Here is a 20193-nt window from a genome sequence, read left to right on the forward strand (position 1 = left end):
AGCTAGGTTGCCGCGGGCACGGGACGGTGGTGCCCGCGTGGTCCATCCGGTGAAGAAGGAATGAACATCGCTAATCGGGCGCAGGGTTCGGGTGCAGTGAGCCGGCGCGCAGACTTCCGGCGGACGCAACCGATCACGCTCGTCGAACCGGCTCCGCCGCAGCGGCTTCCTTGCCATACTGGGCGCGTTTCGCCCGGCGGGAGCAGCGTTCCCGGGCGGTCCGTCCCGTGGAGGAGTTCTCATGCCCGACGCCGTATCTCGCCCAGGACGGCGCGCCGTGCTTCGCGCACTCGCCGCCGGCCCGCTGCTGTTCGCCCTTCCCACGCATCTCCCGGTCGCCTCGGCCGCGTCCAGCGTCAGCAGCGCCGACCTGGCGACCGGCAGCTTCGGCCGCGGGGACCTCGACGCGGCGTCGGCGCCCGACTGGATGCGACTCGTGCCCGACAGCGCCGATCTCGCACAGCTGTCGCTTCCCGGCACCCACGACACCATGGCGCACAACGCTTCGATCCCGACCCTCACCCAGGACTTCGATCTGTCCACGCAACTCCGGGCCGGGGTGCGCGCGCTCGACATCCGCACCCGACACTTCCGGGACGTGTTCCCGATCCATCACGGTCCTGAGTACCTGCACGCCAACTTCACCGACGTCGTACGGACCGTGACCGCGTTCCTCCAGTCGAATCCGAGTGAGTGCGTGCTCGTGCGGCTGAAGAAGGAACACACGGAGGAGGAGAACACGAGGACCTACCAGGCGACGCTCGACTGGTACATCCGCGACAACCCCGACACACGCGAGCTCCTGGCCGCACACCTGTGGACACCGGCTGCCGGATACGACGGCCGGATCCCGGCACTGGGCGAGGCGCGCGGCAAGATCGTCGTGCTGCAGGACTTCACAGCCACCACTACCTACGGACCCCGGTGGGCGGGCCCGCGTACGGACATCCAGGACGACTTCGAGCTGCCGAATCTCGCTGCGGTCGAGACGAAGTGGGGCAAGGTTCGCACCCAGTTCGAGCGGGCCGCCGTCGGCGACTCGCAGAGCCTCTTCGTCAACCATCTGAGCGCCACCGGCGCCTCCCCCGCCGTGATGGCCACCGGCACGGTGCCGATCACGGTCGCGAAGGGGGTGCCCGGTACACCGGGGATGCTCACCCGCACCGAGACCTACCTGCGGGCCACCGGCTCCGGCCGGACCGGCGTCGTGATGGCCGACTTCCCGACCGCCGCGTTGGTGGAGACGATCATCGCCCGCAACTTCGACTGACGGCGAGACCCGCCCATTCGGCGGACAGAACGGACCACGAGCAGCTAGCCTCCCAGCGAATCCGCGGCGGCACCGGACCGTTCGCACGACCAGCACCGACGAGGACCCATGAGATCACGCACCGCGTTCAACCGCTTCCTCCTACTTCTCGTCGGACTGCTGGCTCTCGTTGCCCCGGCCGTCACCGCCCCGCTCGCGAGCGCCGACCCCGCCGACCCCGTCGCCCCCACCGCGATCCGCCTCGAGGGCGCCAAGAACTTCCGGGACATCGGTGGCTACGAGACGTCCGACGGCAGAACGGTCCGCAGCGGGATCGTCTACCGCGCCAACAAGCTCAGCTCCCTCACCGACGCGGACCTCGCGAAGCTCACCGCCGCGAACGTCACCCTCGACGTCGATCTGCGAAACATGTGGGAGCGCAGGGACGACCCGGACCGGCTCCCCGAAGGGGTCCGCTACCAGGTGGCGGACGTCGTCTCGTTCGAACACGGCATCGCGTTCCACGAGTTCGTGCCGCTCACGCTGGGACGTGCGCTGATCGACGCGGCGGTGAACGGGTCCTCGGACATCGGTCAGTCCATCGGCTACCCGTTCATGGCCACCTACCGCGGCGCCGACGTCGCCTTCCGCGACCTGCTGACCGCGATCGCCGACAACACCGACGGCGCCACCGTCTACCACTGCAGCGCCGGTAAGGACCGCACCGGCTGGGGCACCGCCGTGCTGCTCAGCCTGCTCGGTGTCCCGAAGGCCACGGTGTACCAGGACTTCCTGGCCAGCAACACGTTCCTCGGGCGCGACGACGCCGTCGAGAAGTCCTGGCTGGACGCCGCGTTCGCTCAGGTCGACCGGTTGTACGGTGGTGTCGACAACTACGTGCGAAAGGGGCTGGGCGTCGATCAGCAGACCATCGACACCCTGCGGGCGCGACTGCTCGTCTGACCCCGGCATCTCCGAAAGGCTCGACCCGATGGAATCGATCGCCCGACTGCGGGACGAGATCGCCGCAAGCGGACTGCTCACAGCGCCACAGGTGGGCGACGGATTCGTCTTCGGCACCGCCCGGATGGCCGCCGCCGGAACCGATGTCGCCGTCAACGTCGACCCCGAGCCCGACGACCGGCCCGAGCCGGACACGGGTGTGCTCCTGGCCGCCGTCGACCGGCTCCTGACCGTCACGCCCGAGCAGTGGCTCCGGATCGTCGACTCGGTCGCCGAGGAGATCGAGGAGGCGGTCGGCGATGAGACGGTTCACGAACCGACCGACCTGCGCGACGACCTGTCGCTGACGTCCACCGTCGTCTTCCACGACGCGCTCCTGCTGTCCTTCGCGGCGCCGAAGCAGTTCCCCGACAGCTGGATCCGGGTTCAGCTGGACGAGCAACTCGCGATCGACGGGGTCACGGTCGACGACAAGGACGACGACACCGAGGTCGTCGAGTTCGGTTCGCTCGACGACCTCCTGGACCACCTGTCCGAGGACGGCTAGGTGGGAGAGGCGACCCCCTCGGCCGCACCTTCCCATGCCGCCCACAGCTGCGCGTAACGCCCACCCGCCGAGACCAACTCGGCGGGCGTGCCGTGCTCGACGACCCGGCCGTGCTCGAGCACCACGACCCGGTCGGCGGACGCCGCCTGGGTGAGCCGGTGTGCCACGACGAGCGTCGTCCGGCCCCGGGTGGCGGCGTCGGCGGCGCGCTCGAGTTCCCGGGCCCCGGCGCTGCCGGCCTCGGCGGTCGCCTCGTCGAGGATCGCGACCGCCGGATCGGCCAGCACCAGGCGCGCGAGTGCCAGTTCCTGAGCCTGCGCCGCGGTGAGCGCGTGCCCACCCTCGCCGACGACGGTGTCGAGTCCGCGTTCGAGGGCATTCACCCAGGACGACGCACCGACAGTGTCGAGCGCTGCGGTCACCTCGTCGTCCGACGCGTCCGGGCGGGCGAGCCGCAGGTCGTCGACCAACGGCCCGGCGAACACGTGCACCTCCTGGCTGACGATCGCGACGTGCCGACGCAACGACCCGGCGCCCAACTCGCCCAACGGCACCCCGCCGATCCGCACCGCCCCCGACGTCGGCGGCAGTGACCCCGCCGCGAGCACCGCGAGGGTCGACTTGCCGGCGCCCGTCGACCCCACCAATGCCACCCGCTCGCCCGGCGCGATGCGCAGATCGATGCCGTGCAGCACCTCGTGGCCGCCGTCGTAGCTGTGCCGGACCCCGACGAGTTCGAGAGACGCGTCGGCCGGTGCAACGTCCGCGCCGGCGTCGGCCGGCTCCGGAATCCCGAGCACGCCGACGAGCCGGGCGAGGCTCGCCCCCGCCGACTGCACCTCGTCGAACGTGTACAGCAGCGCGCCGATGGGGTTGAACAGGCGGTGGAACAGCAGCGCCGCGGCCGTGGTCTGGCCGACGGTCACGATGTCCTGCTTCACGAGCGTGAACCCGACCGCGAGAATCACGGCGAGCCCGACGAATTCGGCACGGTTACCACGCCCGGCGAACCGGGTGAACAACCCGAACACACCCACCGAGAGGTCGCGCGCATCGCCCGAGGCCCGGTCGATCTCCCCCAGGTGCTGTTCCTCGAGGCCGTACGCGCGGACCGTGCGCACGCCCTGCATGCTGCTGACCAGTGCCTGCGACCGCCGGCCCATCGCGACGCGCTCCTGCGCGTACAGCGGCCCCGAGCGGGGCAGGTACCAGCGCAGCGCGAGCACGTACATCGGCAGCGCCACCATGCCCGCCAGACCGAGTCGCCAGTCGATGCCGAGCATGGCCGCCATGCTCAGCACCACGAGCAGCAGCGACGACACCAGGCTCGGCACGACGTCCGCGACGGCCTTGCCGATCACCGCGACGTCGTCGCCGACGCGGGAGAGCAGATCCCCCTTGCCGACCCGCTCGATGGTGGGGATCGGCAGCCGCAGCGCTCGTCCCACCACCTGCTCACGCAGCCCGGCGAGCGCGCCCTCCCCCAGCCTGGCGATGAGGTACGACCCGAGACCGGTGAGTGCGCCCGCGACCACCGCGGCGACCGTGATGATCGCGACGACACCGACGATCGTCGACGTCGGGGCGCCCTCGCGGACCCGGTCGACCAGGACACCGAACACGTACACGGGCACCACCGCGGCCGCGGCCGCGATCAGCCCGACGAGCAGGGTGAGCACGGCCAGACCCTTGCGACGTCCGATCGCGTCGCGCAGCCACCGCCAACTGTCCGACGCCGACGCGATGGGCAGCAATCGTTCCCCCGTCATCGCAGCACAGCCTTCCGGTAGTTCTCGTCGGTCGCCGACAACCCGGCGTGGGTGCCCTCGGCGGCGATGTGCCCGTCGGCGAGGACGACGACGCGATCGGTCACCGACAGCAGTGCGGGGCTGCTGGTGACGAGGATCGTCGAGTGGGCGCGGACGCCGTCGTGCCGGCTGGTGGCGATGCCGGCGGCGATCGCGTGCTCGGTGACGGCGTCGACCGCGGTGGTCGGGTCGTGCAGCACCATGACGGGCGCCTGCGCGGCGAGCGCGCGGGCCAGTGCTACGCGCTGCCGCTGGCCGCCGGACAGGCTCGCGCCCCGGTCGGTCACCTCGTGATCGAGACCCGCGGGATGCGCGTCGACGACGTCGACCGCGGCCGACGCCCAGAGCACGTGCTGCACCGCGGCGTGGTCGGCGTCGGGCGCCCCGGCGGTGACGTTGGAGTGCACGGTCCCGGCGAACAGGTCGGTCAGGTGCGGTTCGACCAGCACGGTGCGTCGGGCGTGGGTGAGGCCCAGACCGGCCAGCGGAACACCGCCGACCCGGATCTCCCCGTCGTACCGATCGGGGGGAACCTGCCCGGACAGGACGTCGGCGAGCGCCTCCGCATCCTCCGGCCGATACGCGACGACGCCCAGCAGCTCGCCCGGGGCGACGGTGAGGTCGACGCCCGCCAGGGACCGGTAGGCAACCGCCCGCAGTTCGACGTCGCTCGCACCCGACGGTGGGGTACCGCCGGCGGGCAGCAGCGGTTCGGCGTCGAGCACCAGCGCCAGCCGGTCCGCCGACGCCCGCGCGTTCGCGTAGAAGCCCGGAACCCGGGCCAGCATGCCGAGTGGTTCCACGATGAACTGCGACAACCCGACGACGGTGATCAGCTCGCCGACCGAGATGCGGCCGTCGAGCGCGAACCAGCCCGCGAACCCGGCCACCGACACCGCGAGCAGCGCGCTGACCGTCATCGACACCCCGACGAACACTCCGGTCGCCTTCGCGGCGCGCATCGTCGCGGCCAGCGCGTCCCGGCTGACGTCGCGGTAGCGCCGCGCCGCGGTCGCCTCCGCCCCGATGCCGCGCAGCGGTCGCAGGCCACTCACCAGATCCGTGGCCATTCCGGCAGCGCGGGCCGTGGTCGCCTGCTGCGCGGACGCCCGACGTGTGATGAGCGGCGCCGCCAACTGCAGCAGCCCGAGCATCACGGGCGCGCCGACGAGCACCGCCAGACCGAGCGTCACGTCGATCCACAGCAGCGCGATCGCCGACGCCACCATCGCGGTGAGCGCCGCCGCGACGCGGGGCACGACGTCGAGGATCCACGCCTCCTTGTCGGCGTCGGACGTCGAAACCGTCAGCAGCTCACCCGCGCGTAGGTCCGTCCGCACGCCGCGGGGGTCGAGGATTCGGCCCGCGACCTCCACCCGGAGCCGGTGTGCCTCCTGCTGCACGGCCAGCACGATGAAGCGCGCGCCGAACCGCCACGCCGACGTGAGCACGACGAAGAGGACGGCGAGCGCGGACAGCCACACGATCAGGGCTGTCACGTCCCCGGTCTCGACCGCGCGGTCGACGATCACACCGATCGCGATCGGGACCGCCGTCTCGGCGACCTGATGCAGACTGACCAGGGCCGTCCCCGCGAGCAGACGCCCCCGATTCCGTGCCAGCGTGCGGCGCAGAACCGCGGTACCACCTGCCATCAACCCTCCAGCCCTCGACAACAGCGTAGGTAAGTAGACCCTAACCCGATGGTGAGTGGCGCCGACCGGTGCGGTTCTCATAGAGTCGCAGTCAGGAACTACCTGCTAGAGAAGTAGCAGCAAGCCGGAAGGAACAAGATGGCCGCGAAGACGACCGCCGAGAACGACATCGCGGACGAGGACCTCGAACCCGTAGCCGACGAGACCGCTCGACAGGCTCAGCGTGTCGTCGCCGCGTACGCCACGGATGCCGACGAGTGCCGCATGCTGCTCTCGATGCTCGGCATCGGGCCGGCTGCCAAGCTCGACTGACGAACCACAACGAGGAAAGAGTAGGGGTATCCGTGGCTGAGCCTTCGGAATTGTCGACAAGTTCCGAGGGCGCCACGGGCGCCGCGCACGCCGGCACCGACCACGGCGGTTCCGACTTCGTCGTCGTCGCGAATCGCCTTCCGGTCGATCTCGAGCGACTCCCCGACGGCACCACCCGCTGGAAGCGCAGCCCCGGCGGGCTCGTGACCGCCCTCGAACCGATCCTGCGCAACAACAAGGGCGCGTGGGTGGGTTGGCCCGGTGTCCCCGACGTGGAACTCGAGCCGATCGTCGAGGACGGCCTCGACCTCTACCCCGTGCCGCTGAGCGCGCAGGAGGTCGCCGACTACTACGAGGGCTTCTCCAACGCCACCCTGTGGCCGTTGTACCACGACGTCATCGTCAAGCCGGAGTACCGGCGTGAATGGTGGAACGCCTACGTCGAGGTGAATCGCCGCTTCGCCGAGGCCACCTCGCGAGCCGCCGCCGAGGGCGCCACCGTCTGGATCCAGGACTACCAGCTGCAGTTGGTGCCGAAGATGCTGCGGATGCTGCGCCCCGACCTCACGATCGGCTTCTTCCTGCACATCCCGTTCCCGCCGGTCGAACTGTTCATGCAGATGCCGTGGCGGCGCGAGATCGTCGAGGGTCTCCTCGGCGCCGATCTCATCGGCTTCCATCTCCCCGGCGGCGCCCAGAACTTCATGTTCCTGGCCCGCCGGCTCGCCGGGCAGCAGACCTCCCGCGGCACCGTCGGCGTCCGATCCAAGCTGGGCGTCGTGCAGGTCGGATTCCGCACGGTCCGCGTCGGCGCCTTCCCGATCTCCATCGACTCCGGCAAGCTCGACGAGCTGTCGCGCCGCAAGTCGATCCGCGACCGCGCCAAGCAGATTCGCAAGGAACTCGGCAACCCCAAGCACATCATGCTCGGCGTCGACCGCCTCGACTACACCAAGGGCATCGACGTCCGCCTCGACGCGCTGTACGAACTCCTTCAAGAGGGACGCGTCGATCCCGCCGACACCGTCATGGTGCAGCTGGCCACCCCGAGCCGCGAGCGGGTCGAAAGCTACGTGCAGATGCGCGGCGCGATCGAGCAGACCGTCAGCCGTATCAACGGCGAGTACGCCGAGGTGGGCCGCCCGGTGGTGCACTACATCCACCGCCCCATCGGCCGCGACGAACTGATCGCGTTCTTCGTCGCCTCCGACGTCATGCTCGTGACGCCGCTGCGCGACGGCATGAACCTGGTCGCCAAGGAGTACGTCGCGTGCCGCAGCGACCTCGGCGGCGCACTGCTGCTGAGCGAGTTCACCGGCGCCGCAGCCGAACTCCGCCAGGCCTTCCTGTGCAACCCCCACGACCTCGACGACGTCAAGGACAAGATGGAGGAGGCACTGAACCAGGACAAGGAGGCCGGCCGACGCCACATGCGCGCCCTGCGCCGCCAGGTCCTCGCGCACGACGTCGACCGCTGGGCCCGGTCGTTCCTGGACGCCCTCAGCCAGCAGGGTGTCGCCGGGTCGGCGCTGCTGCCGGCCGACGGCGAGTACACCGACTAGCACTCCGACACCGACGACAATGGGCTCCCGCGTTGCGCGGGAGCCCATTTCGTTCGTTCCGGATCAATCGTTCGCTACACCGGCGTCAGTCGCCCGGTGAGCCAGCGATCACCCTCCTTGTGCATCTCCATGCGCACCCGGCTGCCGGTCGTCGCGGCGTCCGGCATCTCCTCGCTGCGCGTGATCTGGTTGACGTAGAGCAGCACCACCGCGTCGTTCTTCGACGCCGATTCGATGGCTCCCGCCTGAACGGAGGCCTCGACGGTGATCTTCTTCTCCTTGGCGCCCGGAGCGATCGTCTCCTTCACCAACGTGTCGTACTCGGCCCGGAAGTCACCGGTGAGACCGTCGCCGGCGGCGGCCAGCTGCTGGTCGACGTCGTTGAAGTTGTACGACAGCATCGCGGCGGCCTGGGCCGTGGCGGCCTGGACCGCGTCGGTCCTGGCCTGCTCGGCGGCGCGGTCGTCGAGATAGCCCCAGCCGAGGACTCCGACACCGACCAGCAGGGCGGCGATCACCACGCCCGCAACGGCCAGGAGCGGCGTCGGTAGCGAGGACTTGGTGGGTGCCGCCAGAACTGGCGGCGTGTCCGTCTCGATGCTCATTCCGGGACCTTCGTTCTCGACATGCTTCTCGGTCACGGCACGAACTCCACCTTCGATGCGGTCAGTGTCCCGTCGTTGTCGGTCACCGTGACTCGCATCCGGAAGTCACGCGGACCGTTCTGGGATCCGTCGGCGCTCGTGACATCGGCACGTGCGGACACGAGAACCTTTGCGCTGTCATCGCTGTCGCTCTCGATCCCGCTCGCGACGATCTTGCCGACCGTGGTGACGCCGGCCTCCTTCACGATGCCGGCGAAGGGATCCTCGCGGCCGTCGAACTCGGCCTTGAACTCACCGCTCGCACCCGCCAGGATCTTCGCGACGTCTTCCTTGGCCGTATCCGGCTTGATCGTCGTGAGGTTGAGGACGGTCTGCTGTGCCGTGCCGATGAAGGCCTCGCGCCGCGCGTCACGATCACCCGCGGCGGACCGCTCGAACAGCAACCATGCCAGCACACCGAGCAGCGCCACGATCACCAGACCCAGTGCGATCGCTGCCGCCAGTGCGCCACGGCCCCATCGAGATCCGGTCGGCGCCGTGGGGAACCACGCGTCAGACGCGGTCTCCCCCGCCGACTGCGGGGGCGCGGCCTTCTCGGTGTCAGTGGCGGCCGCGGCAGTCGTCGCGGTGACGTCGGCCGACAGTTGCCCGTCCTTCTCCAGCGTGACCGTGCCCGCGGTAGCCCCACTCGACTCGGCAGTCGAGACGCGCGTTATCGGCTGTGAACCCGTGCTGCCCGTCGGTCCTGCACTACGACTGGCGCGCCGGCGTGCCGGTCGCTTCCGGTCGTCGGCCGTCAGCCCTGCTGACGTGTCATCATCGTCTGCCACGTCGTGTCCTCCCTCGGTGTTCCTCCCGCCAGCCCGGGCTGCGAGTACAGCAGGCCGTCGGGCCCGACGTACTTGCCCGTCGTCGGGTCGTAGGGGCGCGCTGTGGCAGGCACATTCGCGCTCCCGACGCTCGCCGGAGCCGTCGTGTACGAGGGTACAGACGGATCCTGGGGCGGCCCACTGGGCGGGTTGTTGCCCAGCGGAACGTATCCCGCTGCGCTACGGCACTCCACGGGTGATGCTCCGCGTCTGCCCGGGTACTCCATGCACGGGTAGTTGCGGGCGCCACGAACCACACTCGGGTCGTCCGGCGCCACCTTGCAGAACAGGTCCGACGGCGTCGGCGGAATCGACGCCTCGTTCGGTGCACGCCACTGATCGGCCGGGAGGAATCCGGTGGTGCACGGGGGCGGATCGTTCACCTGCAGCCCGAAGTTCACGATCGCGCCGTCCTCGATCGGCCCGAGCATCGCAGCGGTGAGCAGACCGGACACCAATGGCGGATAGATCACCAGCACCTGCTCGATGCTCTTGTGGTAGATCGTGGACACCTCGCCGACGCTCACCAGATTGGCGAGCAGTAGCGGCAGCGTCGGCTTCAGCTCCTGGAACAGCGCATTGGCCTCGTTGGCGGCGTTCGGGGTCTGGGCCAGCACGCTGCGGATCTGAGGATCGCTGGCGCGCAACTGGTTCGAGAACGTCACCAGGTTCTGCGTCCACGCGCGAATCGCATCGCTCGTGACCACCTGCGTGTCGAGCAGGCCCTCGGCCTGTTCGATCAGCGTCTTGGTGGCGTCCGAGTTTGCGTTGGCCTCCTGGACGAAGAGTCGCGCCGAATCGATCAGCCGCTGCAGATCCGGGCCGGCGCCGTTGAACGCCTTGAACGACTCATCGACGACGGTGCGCAACTGAGTGTTCGAGATGCTCTGGACGAGCGTGTTCGCCTGGTCGAGCATCGCGCCGACGTCCTGCGGAGTGCTCGTACGATCTACCGGAATCACGTCGCCGTCCGCGAGATACGGCTCCGAGTCGGTGCGCGGAATCAGGTCGACGTACTGCTCGCCGACCGCCGAGACGCTCTTGACCGCGGCGTCGAGATCGGCGGGGATGTCGTAACTGCTGCTGATGGACAGCTTCGCGTCCACCCCGTCCTCGGTGAGCACGACGTCCTCGACCTTGCCGACATTGGTACCGCGGAATGCGACATTCGCGTTGGTGTACAGCCCCCCACTCGAGGAAAGCTGCACCGTCACCCGGTTCTGCCCGATGCCGAACAGCGCGGGCAGTTGAACGTACTGGGTGGCCATCACGACCAGACCGATGACGGTCAGGATCGAGAAGATCACGAGCTGAATGCGGACGAACCTCGTGAGCATCATGGCGTCGGCACTCCTAGTTGCGGCAGTCCGGGAATCTGGGGCGGCTGGCCGCCGTTCGCCGACGCAGGCTTGGGCTCGGGCTGCAGCAGGTCCGGCTGCTTCGGCTCGGGAATCTTCAGCGGATCGTTCGCCTGGCCGGCCGCGCCCGCCAGCGTGCCGAGCGCACCCTCGACGCCGGCGAGCGTCGGCCCCAACCCTGTCTGGTCGATGAAGTTTTGACTCAAACGCTCGTTGGTCATGTCGATCACCATGTTCAGGTTCGCGTAGTCGCCCACGAAAACCTGATCCATGTTCTTCATGGTGAACGGGAAGGTGAGCATCAGCGACAGCACCTCGGTGAGGTTGTTCCCGGTGCCCGCGAGTTGCTGTAACAGCGGCGACAGCGAGGCCAGATTCGCCTTCAGGTCGTCACCACTCTCGTTGATCACGCGGGTTGCAGTGTCGGAGAAGTTACCCAGTGCCACGAGAGCATTCGTCAGATTCTGACGCTGCGCCACCAGTACCTCGAGGGCCGGCGGAATACCGTCCAGGGCCCGGTTGAGGGTCTCGGTCTGTTGATTCACCGTGCCGGCGAGCCGGTCGATGCCCTCCATCGCGGAAATGATCTGGGTGCGCTGGTCGTCGAGGCTGCCGACGAGCTGGTCGAGTTGTGGCAACAGGTCTCGGATCGAGTCCTCGCGCCCACCGAGGGCCGCGTTGAGTTCGCGGGTGATGTCGTTGATCTGTGCCAAGCCGCCGCCGTTGAGCACGACCGACAGTGACGACAGTGTCTGCTCGGTCGTGGGATACGCTCCCGCCCGCTCCAGAGGAATGACGTCCCCGTCCTTCAGGGTGCCCTGCGGGGCAATGCCCACCGGCGGAGCAAGCTCGAGGTGCTGCGAACCGAGCAGGCTGGTCTGCCCGATCTTCGCCGTAGCGTTGGCCGGGAGCTGGACGTCCTTGTTGAGTGACACCGTGACAAGTGCGTGCCAGTCCTGGACCTCGATGCCCGTGACCGCCCCGACCGTGACGTCGTTGACGCGCACCGGCGAGTTCTGCGACATGGTCGTCACATTCGGCATCTGGATCTGCACGGCATAAGCGCCGTCACCGCCACCTTCGGTGCCGGGAAGCGGAACCGAGTTGAGGCCGTTCCACTCGCAGCCTGTCACCGCAAGGGTGAAGGTCAGGGCGATGGCGGAAGTGGCCACCACCCGGGCACGTTTGCCGTTCCCGGTCATCGTCCGCCTCCCGGATTGAGCAGGGACCCGAGGTCCTTGGGAACCTGGATCGACGGCATCGACCCGAGCGGCGAAATCTCGGAGGATGCCGGTCCCGATGGCGCCCGCGCAGGCACCTGACCGGCCAGACTCGGCGGACTGAACTCGATCTGCTCGGGTAGCGCAGTCTGTGTATCCGCAACCCGCGTCATGATCGCCGGATAGTTCGTGGTGATCGAGTTCAGAACCGGGCCGAAGAACTGGGCGCAGAGGTCCGCGGTCCGGTCCGAATCGTTGGTCTCGAGTCCCCGGATCAACCCACAGACCATGTTGATCGGGTTCTTTGCGTTGCTCGCGGCAAGCACGCCGTTCAGCGAGCCCTGCTTGGGGCTGTAGATGTTGTTGAAGTTCGCGAGCGCGCTCGGCGCGACGTGCAATACCTGCTCGAGCTGTGGCCGCTTCTCGACGAGCACCGAGGTCGCATCCGCCAGCCGGCCGACCTGCTCGGTGAGCGAGTCTCGGTTTTCGGTGACGAAACGGTTCACGTCACCGATCGCGACGTCGAGATCCTGTAGCGCCGTTCCAAGTTCGTCACTGGTGTCCGCAAGCAGTGAGGACACCGACTGCAGGCGCCCGCCGAACTGCACGATCTGCTGGTTACTGGACGACAGTGTCGTGACAAACAACTGGAGATTGCGAATGGTCGCGAACAGATCGGTGCGCCCGTCGGACAGCGTCTTCATGGTGTCGGACAGCTCGCGCAGCGTATTGCGCAGCGCGTCACCGTTGCCATCGAGGTTGTCCCCGACGGTGTCGATGAAGTTGCCGAGCGAACCCTGATCGGCACCGCCCTGAGGACCGAGAGCGTCCGACAACTTGGTCAGCTCCGTCTTGATCTCGTCCCACTCCACCGGAACAGCTGTGCGCTCCATCGGAATCTCGGCACCGTCTGCTATCGCCTCTCCCCCGGTGTACACGGGGGTCAATTGCACGAACCGAGCAGCGACAAGGCTGGGTGCAATGATGACCGCCTTGGCGTCGGCGGGGATGTCCACCGACCGATCGACGTTCATCACCACCGACGCGCCGGTGCCGTTGGGATCAATGCTCTCGATCGAGCCGACCTTGACGCCGAGCACTCGAACGTCATCACCGGCGTACAGGCCTGTGGTGGAGGGGAACTGCGCCGTGATGGTGGTCTTTCCGAGGCCAGGGAACAGGAAGAAGATCCCGGCCACGAGAACTGCGACTACGACGACGGCGGCGCCGCCGATCGCGAGCCACTTCTTCCTCACGCTTGTCTGCTTCTGTTCGTCGCTCATCAGTTCGGGTCCTTGAACTCTGGTATCACCGGCGGGAACTGCGCGAGATCCTGCGGGACGTGTTCGGGCCACAGCTGGCTGTCGACACCCAGCTGGGCCACGTTGCCCATGCCGAAGTTCGCGACATACGCCATGAAGAACGGGCCGCTACCGACAGCCTCGCCGAGCGACCGCGCGTACGGCGCAAGACCTTCCAGCGCCTGTCCGATGTTGTCTTTGTTGCTCTGCAGGTTCGCAACAACCGAGTTCAGCTTGTCGAGGGTCGGTTTCATCTGCTGTTCGTTGTCCTGAACCAGGCCCGTGAGCTGCCGCGACACGGCCGAGACATTCGTGATCAGCTCACTGATCGCGTTGCGACGACGATCGAGTTCGCCGAGCAACTGGTTACCGTCGAGGATCAGCGAATTGATCTGGTCGCTGCGGTCCGCGAGGATCTTCGTCACTCCCTCGGCCTTGCTCAGCAGGTCCTTGAGCGATTCGTCGCGCGAGTTGATGCTCTGCGAGAGCCGGGTGACGCCGTCGAGCGCCGCCCGCAGCTCCGGTGGCGTGTCGGACAGTGTCTCGGACACCGCGTTGAGCGACTCGTTGAGCTGGTTCGTGTCCAGATCCGAGACCGTCGAAGTGAGGTCACCGAGCGCATCGTTGAGCGAGTACGGAGAGTTGGTGCGCGCCAACGGAATGGTGCTGCCGACCTTCATGACGTCGTCGCCCTCGGAGGTCACCTGCATCGACTTGCGACCGAGAACCGTGTTGGTCTTGATGTCGGCGCCCGAGCTGCCGCCGAGGCGGATGCCCTCGTTCATCGAGAACGCGACCCGGACCTCAGCACCGTCGAGTTCGATGCTCTCCACCTTGCCCACGTTGACGCCGGCCACCGTGACGTAGTCACCGGGCATCAGCCCACCGGCGTCCTCGAACATCGCCTCGTAGCGCACGTTGCCGAACAGGAACGGCAGTCGGTCGTACTGCAGACCGGCCAGCACCAGGCACGCGGAGACCGCAACGCCGATGATGCCGATCCGCGCGAGATTGCGTTCACCCTTGGCCATTGAAGGTGCACCTTCCCGTCGTCTGCGTCGGAGCGACGGGAGCGTCGATGTAGATCAACTTGCCGTCCGGCCCGGAGAACTTGAACTTCACCGAACACGTATAGAACTGGAAGAACGCACCGTACGAACCCGTACGGATCAGCTTCCGGTACGACTCCGGAAGCCGCTCGAGGACCCAGTTGATGTCGTCCTGACCGTTCTGCAGATTGGTCGCCAGGTCGCTCGCATGCGCGATCGTCGACTGCAGGTCTGGGCGCGCCCCTTGCAGCAGTTGTGCGAGATCATCTGTTGCTGTAGCGATCTCGGGAATCGCAGCACCGATGGGATCGCGGTCCTGGGCGAGTCCGCTCACCAACTGCTGCAACTGATCGATAGTGGACGAGAATTGGTCGCCCTTGTCGTTGATGGTCGTCAGTGTGGTGTTGAGGTTCGTGATGACGTCACCGATCAACTTGTCCCGGTCGGCGAGCGTGGACGTGAACGAACTGGTGTTGCCGAGCAACGACACCAGAGTGCCGCCCTGTCCCTGAAGAACCTGCAGCAGGGCGCCGCTCAGGTCGTTGACCTGTTCTGCGCTGAGGCCGCGGAGCAGAGGCTTGAAGCCGCCCAGCAGGAGGTCGAGGTCCAGGGCGGGAGCGGTCTGCGACTCCGGGATCGTCCCGCCCTTCGTGAGCGACTCGGACGAGCCTTCCCCGTCGAGGAGCTCGAGATAGCGGTCGCCGACGAGGTTCTCGTAGCGGACCGTGGCGCGAGTGCTCTGCATCAGAGGGTATTTCGTATCGACGTCGAACTTCACGTGCGCGAGGTTGTCGGATCCCACCTCGACGCCCTTGACCGTGCCGACCGGAACACCTGCGATCCGAACCTTCTCGCCGGACTTCAGACCGGACGCGTTGGTGAACACCGCGCGGTAGTCGTCGGCACTGCTGAACCGGGCCTGGCTGAATACGATCGCCAGGCCGGCGAAGATCAGCACCATGGCGGTGGTGAATGCGAGGAACTTGACTGTGGTCGCGCGCATCAGTTCTGGCCCTCCCCAGCCGGGGTTCCTCCGTAGAGCATCTGGAACAGGGTTGGCATACTCAGCGTGGTCTTCGTCGACGGCATGTAAGGAACGTTGCCGACATCGGCCACCACGAACGGAGCGTTGCCGTCACGTTTCGGGTCGAAGTCGGGTAGACCCCAGCAGCTGGGGCCACCGGTGGCATTGACCTTGGGAAGGTCCCGCGGATACGTGTACGGTGCGAGACCCGAAAGAAAGTTCGTGCTCATCGCGAAGCCGGCTTGTCCGCCGCCCTCGATCTGCTCGGCCATCGGACGCGCCTTGTTGAGGCCGACAACGAGACACGAGATTGCCGGCGAGTAGCCCGACAGCAGCGCGGTCGTCGGTTCCAGGAGGGCGAGTGCCCGCGTCAGGTCCGCCTCGTTGTCTGTGAGCAACTGGTTGCCGTTGTTCGACAGCGCTACAGCGTTCTCCAGCGTCATACGCAGGTTCTCCCGCTCCTCGACGATGCTCCCGCTCGTGGCGGTGAGGTTGCCGAGCAGTGTCATCAGGTCCGGAGTGACATCCGCGTACGTGTTGGTCACGGTGGCCGCCGCATTGAGGTCCTGCTTCAACTGCGGCAGAACCGGATTCATCTTCTTCAGATACGCGTCGGTCTCACCGAGCAACTCACCCAACTCGTTGCCGCGACCGTTGAGCGCCGACGAGATGGCGCCGAGGGTGGCGTTGAGCTTCTCCGGCTCGATCTGCTGCAGCAGCGTCGACAGGTTCTGGAACAGCGTGTTGAACTCGACCGTGACGCTCTCGGCGCCGATCACCGACCCCGGCTGCAGGGACTTGGGCGACGGGTCCGCCGGCGTGACGAAGTTGACGTACTTGGCCCCGAACACGGTGGTCGACTTGATCTCGACGGGAGAGTTCGCGGGGATGAGGTGCAGCTGCGACGGATTCATGTCGAGCTTGATCCGGGCCTGGCCGTCGACCTCGTCGATAGAGGCCACGCGGCCGACCTCGACGCCACGCAGCTTGACCTTGGCGTCGGGTTCCATGACCAGACCGGAGCGTGACGCCGTCACCGTGACCGGTTCACTCTTCGTGAAGCCGCCGACGAACATCGTCAGCGCCACCACGACGATCGCGACGAGGCTGAGAACCATCACAGCCGCGGCGACCTTCGTCTTCCACCTTGATTCGGTCAACGCTCCTCCGCCTATCCCGAGAGGTTGAAGTTGCCGGACTGGCCGTAGATCGCCAGCGAGATCAGCAGGGTCACGGTCACGACTGCGATGAGCGAGGCGCGGACCGCATTACCGACGGCGACGCCGACGCCGACGGGACCGCCGCTCGCGTTGTAGCCGTAGTAGGTGTGGATGAGCATCACGGCCACACCCATCACGATCGCCTGTACGAACGACCAGAGGATGTCCGTGGGTATCAGGAACGTCGAGAAGTAGTGGTCGTAGACACCACCCGACTGGCCGTTGAGCACGACCGTCGCGAAGCGGCTCGCCACGAACGACGCGATGACCGCGAGCGAGTACAGCGGGACGATGGCGATGATGCCGGCCATCACGCGTGTGGAGACGAGGTACGGAATCGACGGGATGGCCATCGATTCGAGCGCGTCGATCTCCTCGGAGACCCGCATGGCACCGAGCTGCGCGGTGGAGCCGGCGCCGATCGTGGCAGCCAGGCCGATACCCGCGATGACCGGTGCGGCGATGCGCACGTTGATGAAGGCTGCGAAGAAGCCCGTGAGCGCCTCGACGCCGATGTTTCCGAGCGAGCTGAAGCCCTGGACCGCAATGGTGCCGCCGGTGAACAGCGTCAGGAATCCGACGATGACGACGGTGCCGCCGATGACGGCGAGTGCGCCGGTGCCCATGCTGATCTCGGCGATGAGCCGCAGCACTTCCTTCCGGTAGTGCAGGAGCGCGCGGGGGGACCACGCGAGCGCACGCCAGAAGAACAATGCCTGCTCGCCGACGCGGTCGACCGAGCGCGATGTGCGCGCGATGCGCCGCCGAGTGCGGACGAAACGTCCCGATGCCACCAGAGCCATCTACTTCACCACCCTGTCACTCACCCGGACGTCAACTTGATGCCGATGGCGGTGATGAGCACGTTGACCACGAACAGCGCCATGAACGAGAACACGACGGTCTGGTTGACCGCGTCACCGACACTCTTCGCACCGCCACGGACGTTCATGCCGAGGTACGCGGCCATCAGGCCGGCGATCATGCCGAACAGACCGGCCTTGAGCATCGAGATCATCAGTTCGCCGAAACCGGTGAGGAGCGTGATGCCGTTGACGAACGCACCGGGGTTGACGTCCTGGACGTACACCGAGAAGAGGAAGCCTCCGAGGATGCCGATGGTGCAGACGAGACCGTTGAGCAGCAGCGCGACAACGGTGGACGCGAGTACGCGCGGCACCACGAGGCGGTGGATCGGATTGATGCCCAGCACCCGCATGGCGTCGATCTCCTCGCGAATGGTGCGGGCTGCGAGATCCGCGCAGATCGCGGTCGCGCCGGCACCGGCGACGATGAGCACCGTGACGATGGGCCCGACCTGCGTGACGGCACCGAGAGCCGCACCTGCGCCGCTGAGGTCGGCCGCGCCGATCTCCCGCAGGAGGATGTTGATCGTGAAGCTCACCAGCACGGTGAACGGGATCGCGACGAGCACCGTCGGAACCATCGACACCCGCGCGACGAACCACGCCTGATCGACGAACTCACGCCGCTGGAACGGTCGCGAGAAGACCGCGCGCAGCGTGTCCGCCGACATCGCGAAGAATCCGCCTGCGGCCCGCAGGGGTACCTCGAGGAGGTCGACCACGTTTCCCTCCTCACCAAATCCTTGTCATGGACGTTCGATGCGCCGCCGCGAACACTCGCGGCACAACGCACCCCCCAGGGCGTCCGAACAGGACAAACGCTCTGTGACCCAGGTCATATTAACTAGAACGTGTTCACCTGTCAAAGATTTCGGCCGCGACACCCCGAACCCGAGCGCAGGCAACAGCGGCACTCGGCCGGAGCGGATCACAAAATGCGGCGCGCAGTATCGAAAGGGGACGGTTGTCGCCCCCTCGCCCGCACTCGACGAGGTGGACGATCACCCATACTCAGCTGCGCAGACGCATAAAATTCCTCGCCGGACGCCCTCTCCGGAGTGAAGCGATCGAACCCTGCGCCCGTCCGGGAATCCAGTGCCGACAACCGAGTCGCTGCAGCCCTTGGTTACCGTCCCGAGACCGCGCTGCGATCAACGAATTGGAACACGTTCTAGACACCAGTACAGCGTTTCGCGGGGCTCGACCCCCGAGGCCGCCGTCCGCCGGGCGACGACGCGTGGACACGCCGCGTCCGACTCATCCTGTCGCCTTTCCTACCGCCTGTATCGAAAATCCCGTAATACCCCGTTACATGGGGTATTACGGGATCGTCGGGTTCGGAACCGGGCGTGATCAGCCCAGCGACTTGAGAGCCTCGGAGGCCGAGAACATGCGCTCGGGATCGCGGTCGTCGAAGTACGCGCCCATCTCGTCGGCGAGACCGGCGGGCGTCCACTGCGCGTCCGCATCGAAGCGCTGCTCGACAACCGGCGCGGCCATGAGCGCGACCATCGGGCCGTAGACCACGAAGACCTGTCCGTTGACCTTGTCGGCCGCCGGGGACGCAAGGTACGACACCAGCGCGGCGACATGTTCGGGCGACAGCGGATCGATCTGCCCCTCGGGGGCGTCACCGAAGACGGACTCCGTCATCGACGTCCGCGCGCGCGGGCAGATGGCGTTGGCTCGCACGCCGTAGCGCGACAGACCGCGCGCAGCCGACAGGGTCAGCGCGGTGATCCCGGCCTTCGCGGCGCCGTAGTTCGGCTGCCCTGCCGGGCCGAGCAGTCCCGCCTCCGACGACGTGTTGATCAGGCGGCCGTAGACGGGGGCCCCGTCGGCCTTCGACTTGTCACGCCAGAACGTGGCGGCGTTGCGGGAGAGGAGGAAGTGGCCACGCAGGTGCACCTTGAGGACGAGGTCCCACTCCTCGTCGGACATCCCGAAAAGCATGCGGTCGCGGACGATTCCCGCATTGTTGACGACGATGTCGACGCCGCCGAGCCCCTGCGCCGCCGCCATGAGCGCGTCCGCGGTGGAACGTTCGCCGACGTCACCTGCGACGAACTCGACCTTGCCACCGAGGGCACGGATCTCGTCGAGCGTCGACTCGACCGTTTCGTTGATCGCGAGGTCGTTGACGACCACGGCAGCGCCCGACTGGGCCAGGCCGATCGCTTCGGCCCGTCCGAGACCGGATCCCGACCCGGTCACGATCGCGACCTTGCCCTCCAAGCTGACCTCGCGATTGCTGCCTGCACTCATGTACGCACTCCCGTAACCGTGACGTCGACCGGCCTCGCGCCGGTCGGTGCCTCGTCGCCGCGGCTGCCGACGACAGCGGCCAATGTAGAACGTGTTCTACATTGGCCGCAAGGGTGACTCTAGTGCTCGGTGAGTGCGGCGCGCGGGCATTGCGCGATCGCCGAACGCACATCCGCTTCCCGATCGGCCGGAGGAACGGCGGCCGAGATGATCAACTCCTCGTCGTCATCCAGATCGAAGATGTCGGGAGCGATTCCGACGCAGACACCGTTTGCCTCGCAGCGGTCCCTGTCGACCCTTACCTCCATGACGGTTCCTCA

19 protein-coding genes are annotated in these 20193 nt (G+C 67.2%); 5 read left to right on the forward strand and 14 right to left on the reverse strand.

Features of this window, described 5'->3' with window-relative positions:
- Positions 1-241: 241 nt before the first annotated feature.
- From ABEU20_RS13540 to ABEU20_RS13550, 3 genes are all read left to right on the forward strand, one after another.
- Positions 242-1270: a phosphatidylinositol-specific phospholipase C gene (locus ABEU20_RS13540; protein ID WP_420164920.1), complete on the forward strand. Its 1029-nt coding sequence runs from the start codon at positions 242-244 to the stop codon at positions 1268-1270.
- A 108-nt stretch (positions 1271-1378) separates the two neighbouring features.
- Complete coding sequence (locus ABEU20_RS13545) at positions 1379-2212, forward strand: tyrosine-protein phosphatase (protein ID WP_420164921.1); 834 nt, start codon at positions 1379-1381, stop codon at positions 2210-2212.
- Between the two features lie 28 nt (positions 2213-2240).
- A complete protein-coding gene (locus ABEU20_RS13550) occupies positions 2241-2759 on the forward strand; it encodes a Sec-independent protein translocase family protein (RefSeq protein ID WP_420164922.1) in 519 nt (172 codons plus the stop codon).
- Here ABEU20_RS13550 and ABEU20_RS13555 read toward each other — a convergent pair.
- Both ABEU20_RS13555 and ABEU20_RS13560 read right to left on the reverse strand, forming a co-directional pair.
- A complete protein-coding gene (locus tag ABEU20_RS13555; RefSeq protein WP_420164923.1) occupies positions 2756-4528 on the reverse strand; it encodes an ABC transporter ATP-binding protein in 1773 nt (590 codons plus the stop codon). The genes ABEU20_RS13550 and ABEU20_RS13555 overlap by 4 nt on opposite strands.
- Positions 4525-6222 (reverse strand): ABC transporter ATP-binding protein, encoded by a 1698-nt coding sequence (locus ABEU20_RS13560; protein ID WP_420164924.1) that lies wholly within the window; start codon positions 6220-6222, stop codon positions 4525-4527. Before ABEU20_RS13560 ends, ABEU20_RS13555 begins: the two co-directional genes overlap by 4 nt.
- Positions 6223-6360: 138 nt before the next feature.
- Between ABEU20_RS13560 and ABEU20_RS13565 the strand changes: the two genes are divergently transcribed.
- The gene (locus ABEU20_RS13565; protein WP_420164925.1) at positions 6361-6534 is read left to right on the forward strand and encodes a hypothetical protein; all 174 of its coding nucleotides are present in this window, start codon (positions 6361-6363) and stop codon (positions 6532-6534) included.
- Positions 6535-6584: 50 nt separating this feature from the next.
- The gene (locus tag ABEU20_RS13570) at positions 6585-8096 is read left to right on the forward strand and encodes an alpha,alpha-trehalose-phosphate synthase (UDP-forming) (RefSeq protein WP_420164926.1); all 1512 of its coding nucleotides are present in this window, start codon (positions 6585-6587) and stop codon (positions 8094-8096) included.
- Between the two features lie 74 nt (positions 8097-8170).
- On the opposite strand, the gene ABEU20_RS13575 is transcribed toward ABEU20_RS13570, so the two are convergent.
- The 12 genes from ABEU20_RS13575 to ABEU20_RS13630 all read right to left on the reverse strand — a co-directional run bounded on the left by ABEU20_RS13575 (position 8171) and on the right by ABEU20_RS13630 (position 20181).
- Positions 8171-8737, reverse strand: coding sequence for a h domain protein (locus ABEU20_RS13575; RefSeq protein WP_420164927.1), 567 nt, complete (start codon positions 8735-8737; stop codon positions 8171-8173).
- Positions 8734-9531: a hypothetical protein gene (locus tag ABEU20_RS13580; protein WP_420164928.1), complete on the reverse strand. Its 798-nt coding sequence runs from the start codon at positions 9529-9531 to the stop codon at positions 8734-8736. The genes ABEU20_RS13575 and ABEU20_RS13580 overlap by 4 nt, the downstream gene beginning before the upstream one ends.
- Positions 9498-10910: an MCE family protein gene (locus ABEU20_RS13585; RefSeq protein WP_420164929.1), complete on the reverse strand. Its 1413-nt coding sequence runs from the start codon at positions 10908-10910 to the stop codon at positions 9498-9500. The genes ABEU20_RS13580 and ABEU20_RS13585 overlap by 34 nt, the downstream gene beginning before the upstream one ends.
- Complete coding sequence (locus tag ABEU20_RS13590; protein ID WP_420164930.1) at positions 10907-12130, reverse strand: MCE family protein; 1224 nt, start codon at positions 12128-12130, stop codon at positions 10907-10909. The genes ABEU20_RS13585 and ABEU20_RS13590 overlap by 4 nt, the downstream gene beginning before the upstream one ends.
- Positions 12127-13431 (reverse strand): MCE family protein, encoded by a 1305-nt coding sequence (locus ABEU20_RS13595; RefSeq protein ID WP_420164931.1) that lies wholly within the window; start codon positions 13429-13431, stop codon positions 12127-12129. Before ABEU20_RS13595 ends, ABEU20_RS13590 begins: the two co-directional genes overlap by 4 nt.
- Positions 13431-14480, reverse strand: a complete 1050-nt coding sequence (locus ABEU20_RS13600; RefSeq protein ID WP_420164932.1) for an MCE family protein — start codon at positions 14478-14480, stop codon at positions 13431-13433. Before ABEU20_RS13600 ends, ABEU20_RS13595 begins: the two co-directional genes overlap by 1 nt.
- A complete protein-coding gene (locus ABEU20_RS13605; protein WP_420164933.1) occupies positions 14467-15501 on the reverse strand; it encodes an MCE family protein in 1035 nt (344 codons plus the stop codon). The genes ABEU20_RS13600 and ABEU20_RS13605 overlap by 14 nt, the downstream gene beginning before the upstream one ends.
- A complete protein-coding gene (locus ABEU20_RS13610) occupies positions 15501-16682 on the reverse strand; it encodes an MCE family protein (RefSeq protein WP_420164934.1) in 1182 nt (393 codons plus the stop codon). The genes ABEU20_RS13605 and ABEU20_RS13610 overlap by 1 nt, the downstream gene beginning before the upstream one ends.
- A gap of 11 nt (positions 16683-16693) precedes the next feature.
- Positions 16694-17545: an MlaE family ABC transporter permease gene (locus ABEU20_RS13615; RefSeq protein WP_420164935.1), complete on the reverse strand. Its 852-nt coding sequence runs from the start codon at positions 17543-17545 to the stop codon at positions 16694-16696.
- A 20-nt stretch (positions 17546-17565) separates the two neighbouring features.
- Complete coding sequence (locus ABEU20_RS13620; RefSeq protein WP_022594117.1) at positions 17566-18330, reverse strand: MlaE family ABC transporter permease; 765 nt, start codon at positions 18328-18330, stop codon at positions 17566-17568.
- Positions 18331-18961: 631 nt separating this feature from the next.
- A complete protein-coding gene (locus tag ABEU20_RS13625) occupies positions 18962-19873 on the reverse strand; it encodes a 3-oxoacyl-ACP reductase (protein ID WP_420164936.1) in 912 nt (303 codons plus the stop codon).
- A 119-nt stretch (positions 19874-19992) separates the two neighbouring features.
- Positions 19993-20181, reverse strand: a complete 189-nt coding sequence (locus ABEU20_RS13630; RefSeq protein ID WP_005515523.1) for a ferredoxin — start codon at positions 20179-20181, stop codon at positions 19993-19995.
- Between the last annotated feature and the right edge of the window lie 12 nt (positions 20182-20193).

It is taken from the genome of Rhodococcus parequi, assembly GCF_046042785.1.
GTDB classification, from domain to species: domain Bacteria; phylum Actinomycetota; class Actinomycetes; order Mycobacteriales; family Mycobacteriaceae; genus Prescottella; species Prescottella parequi.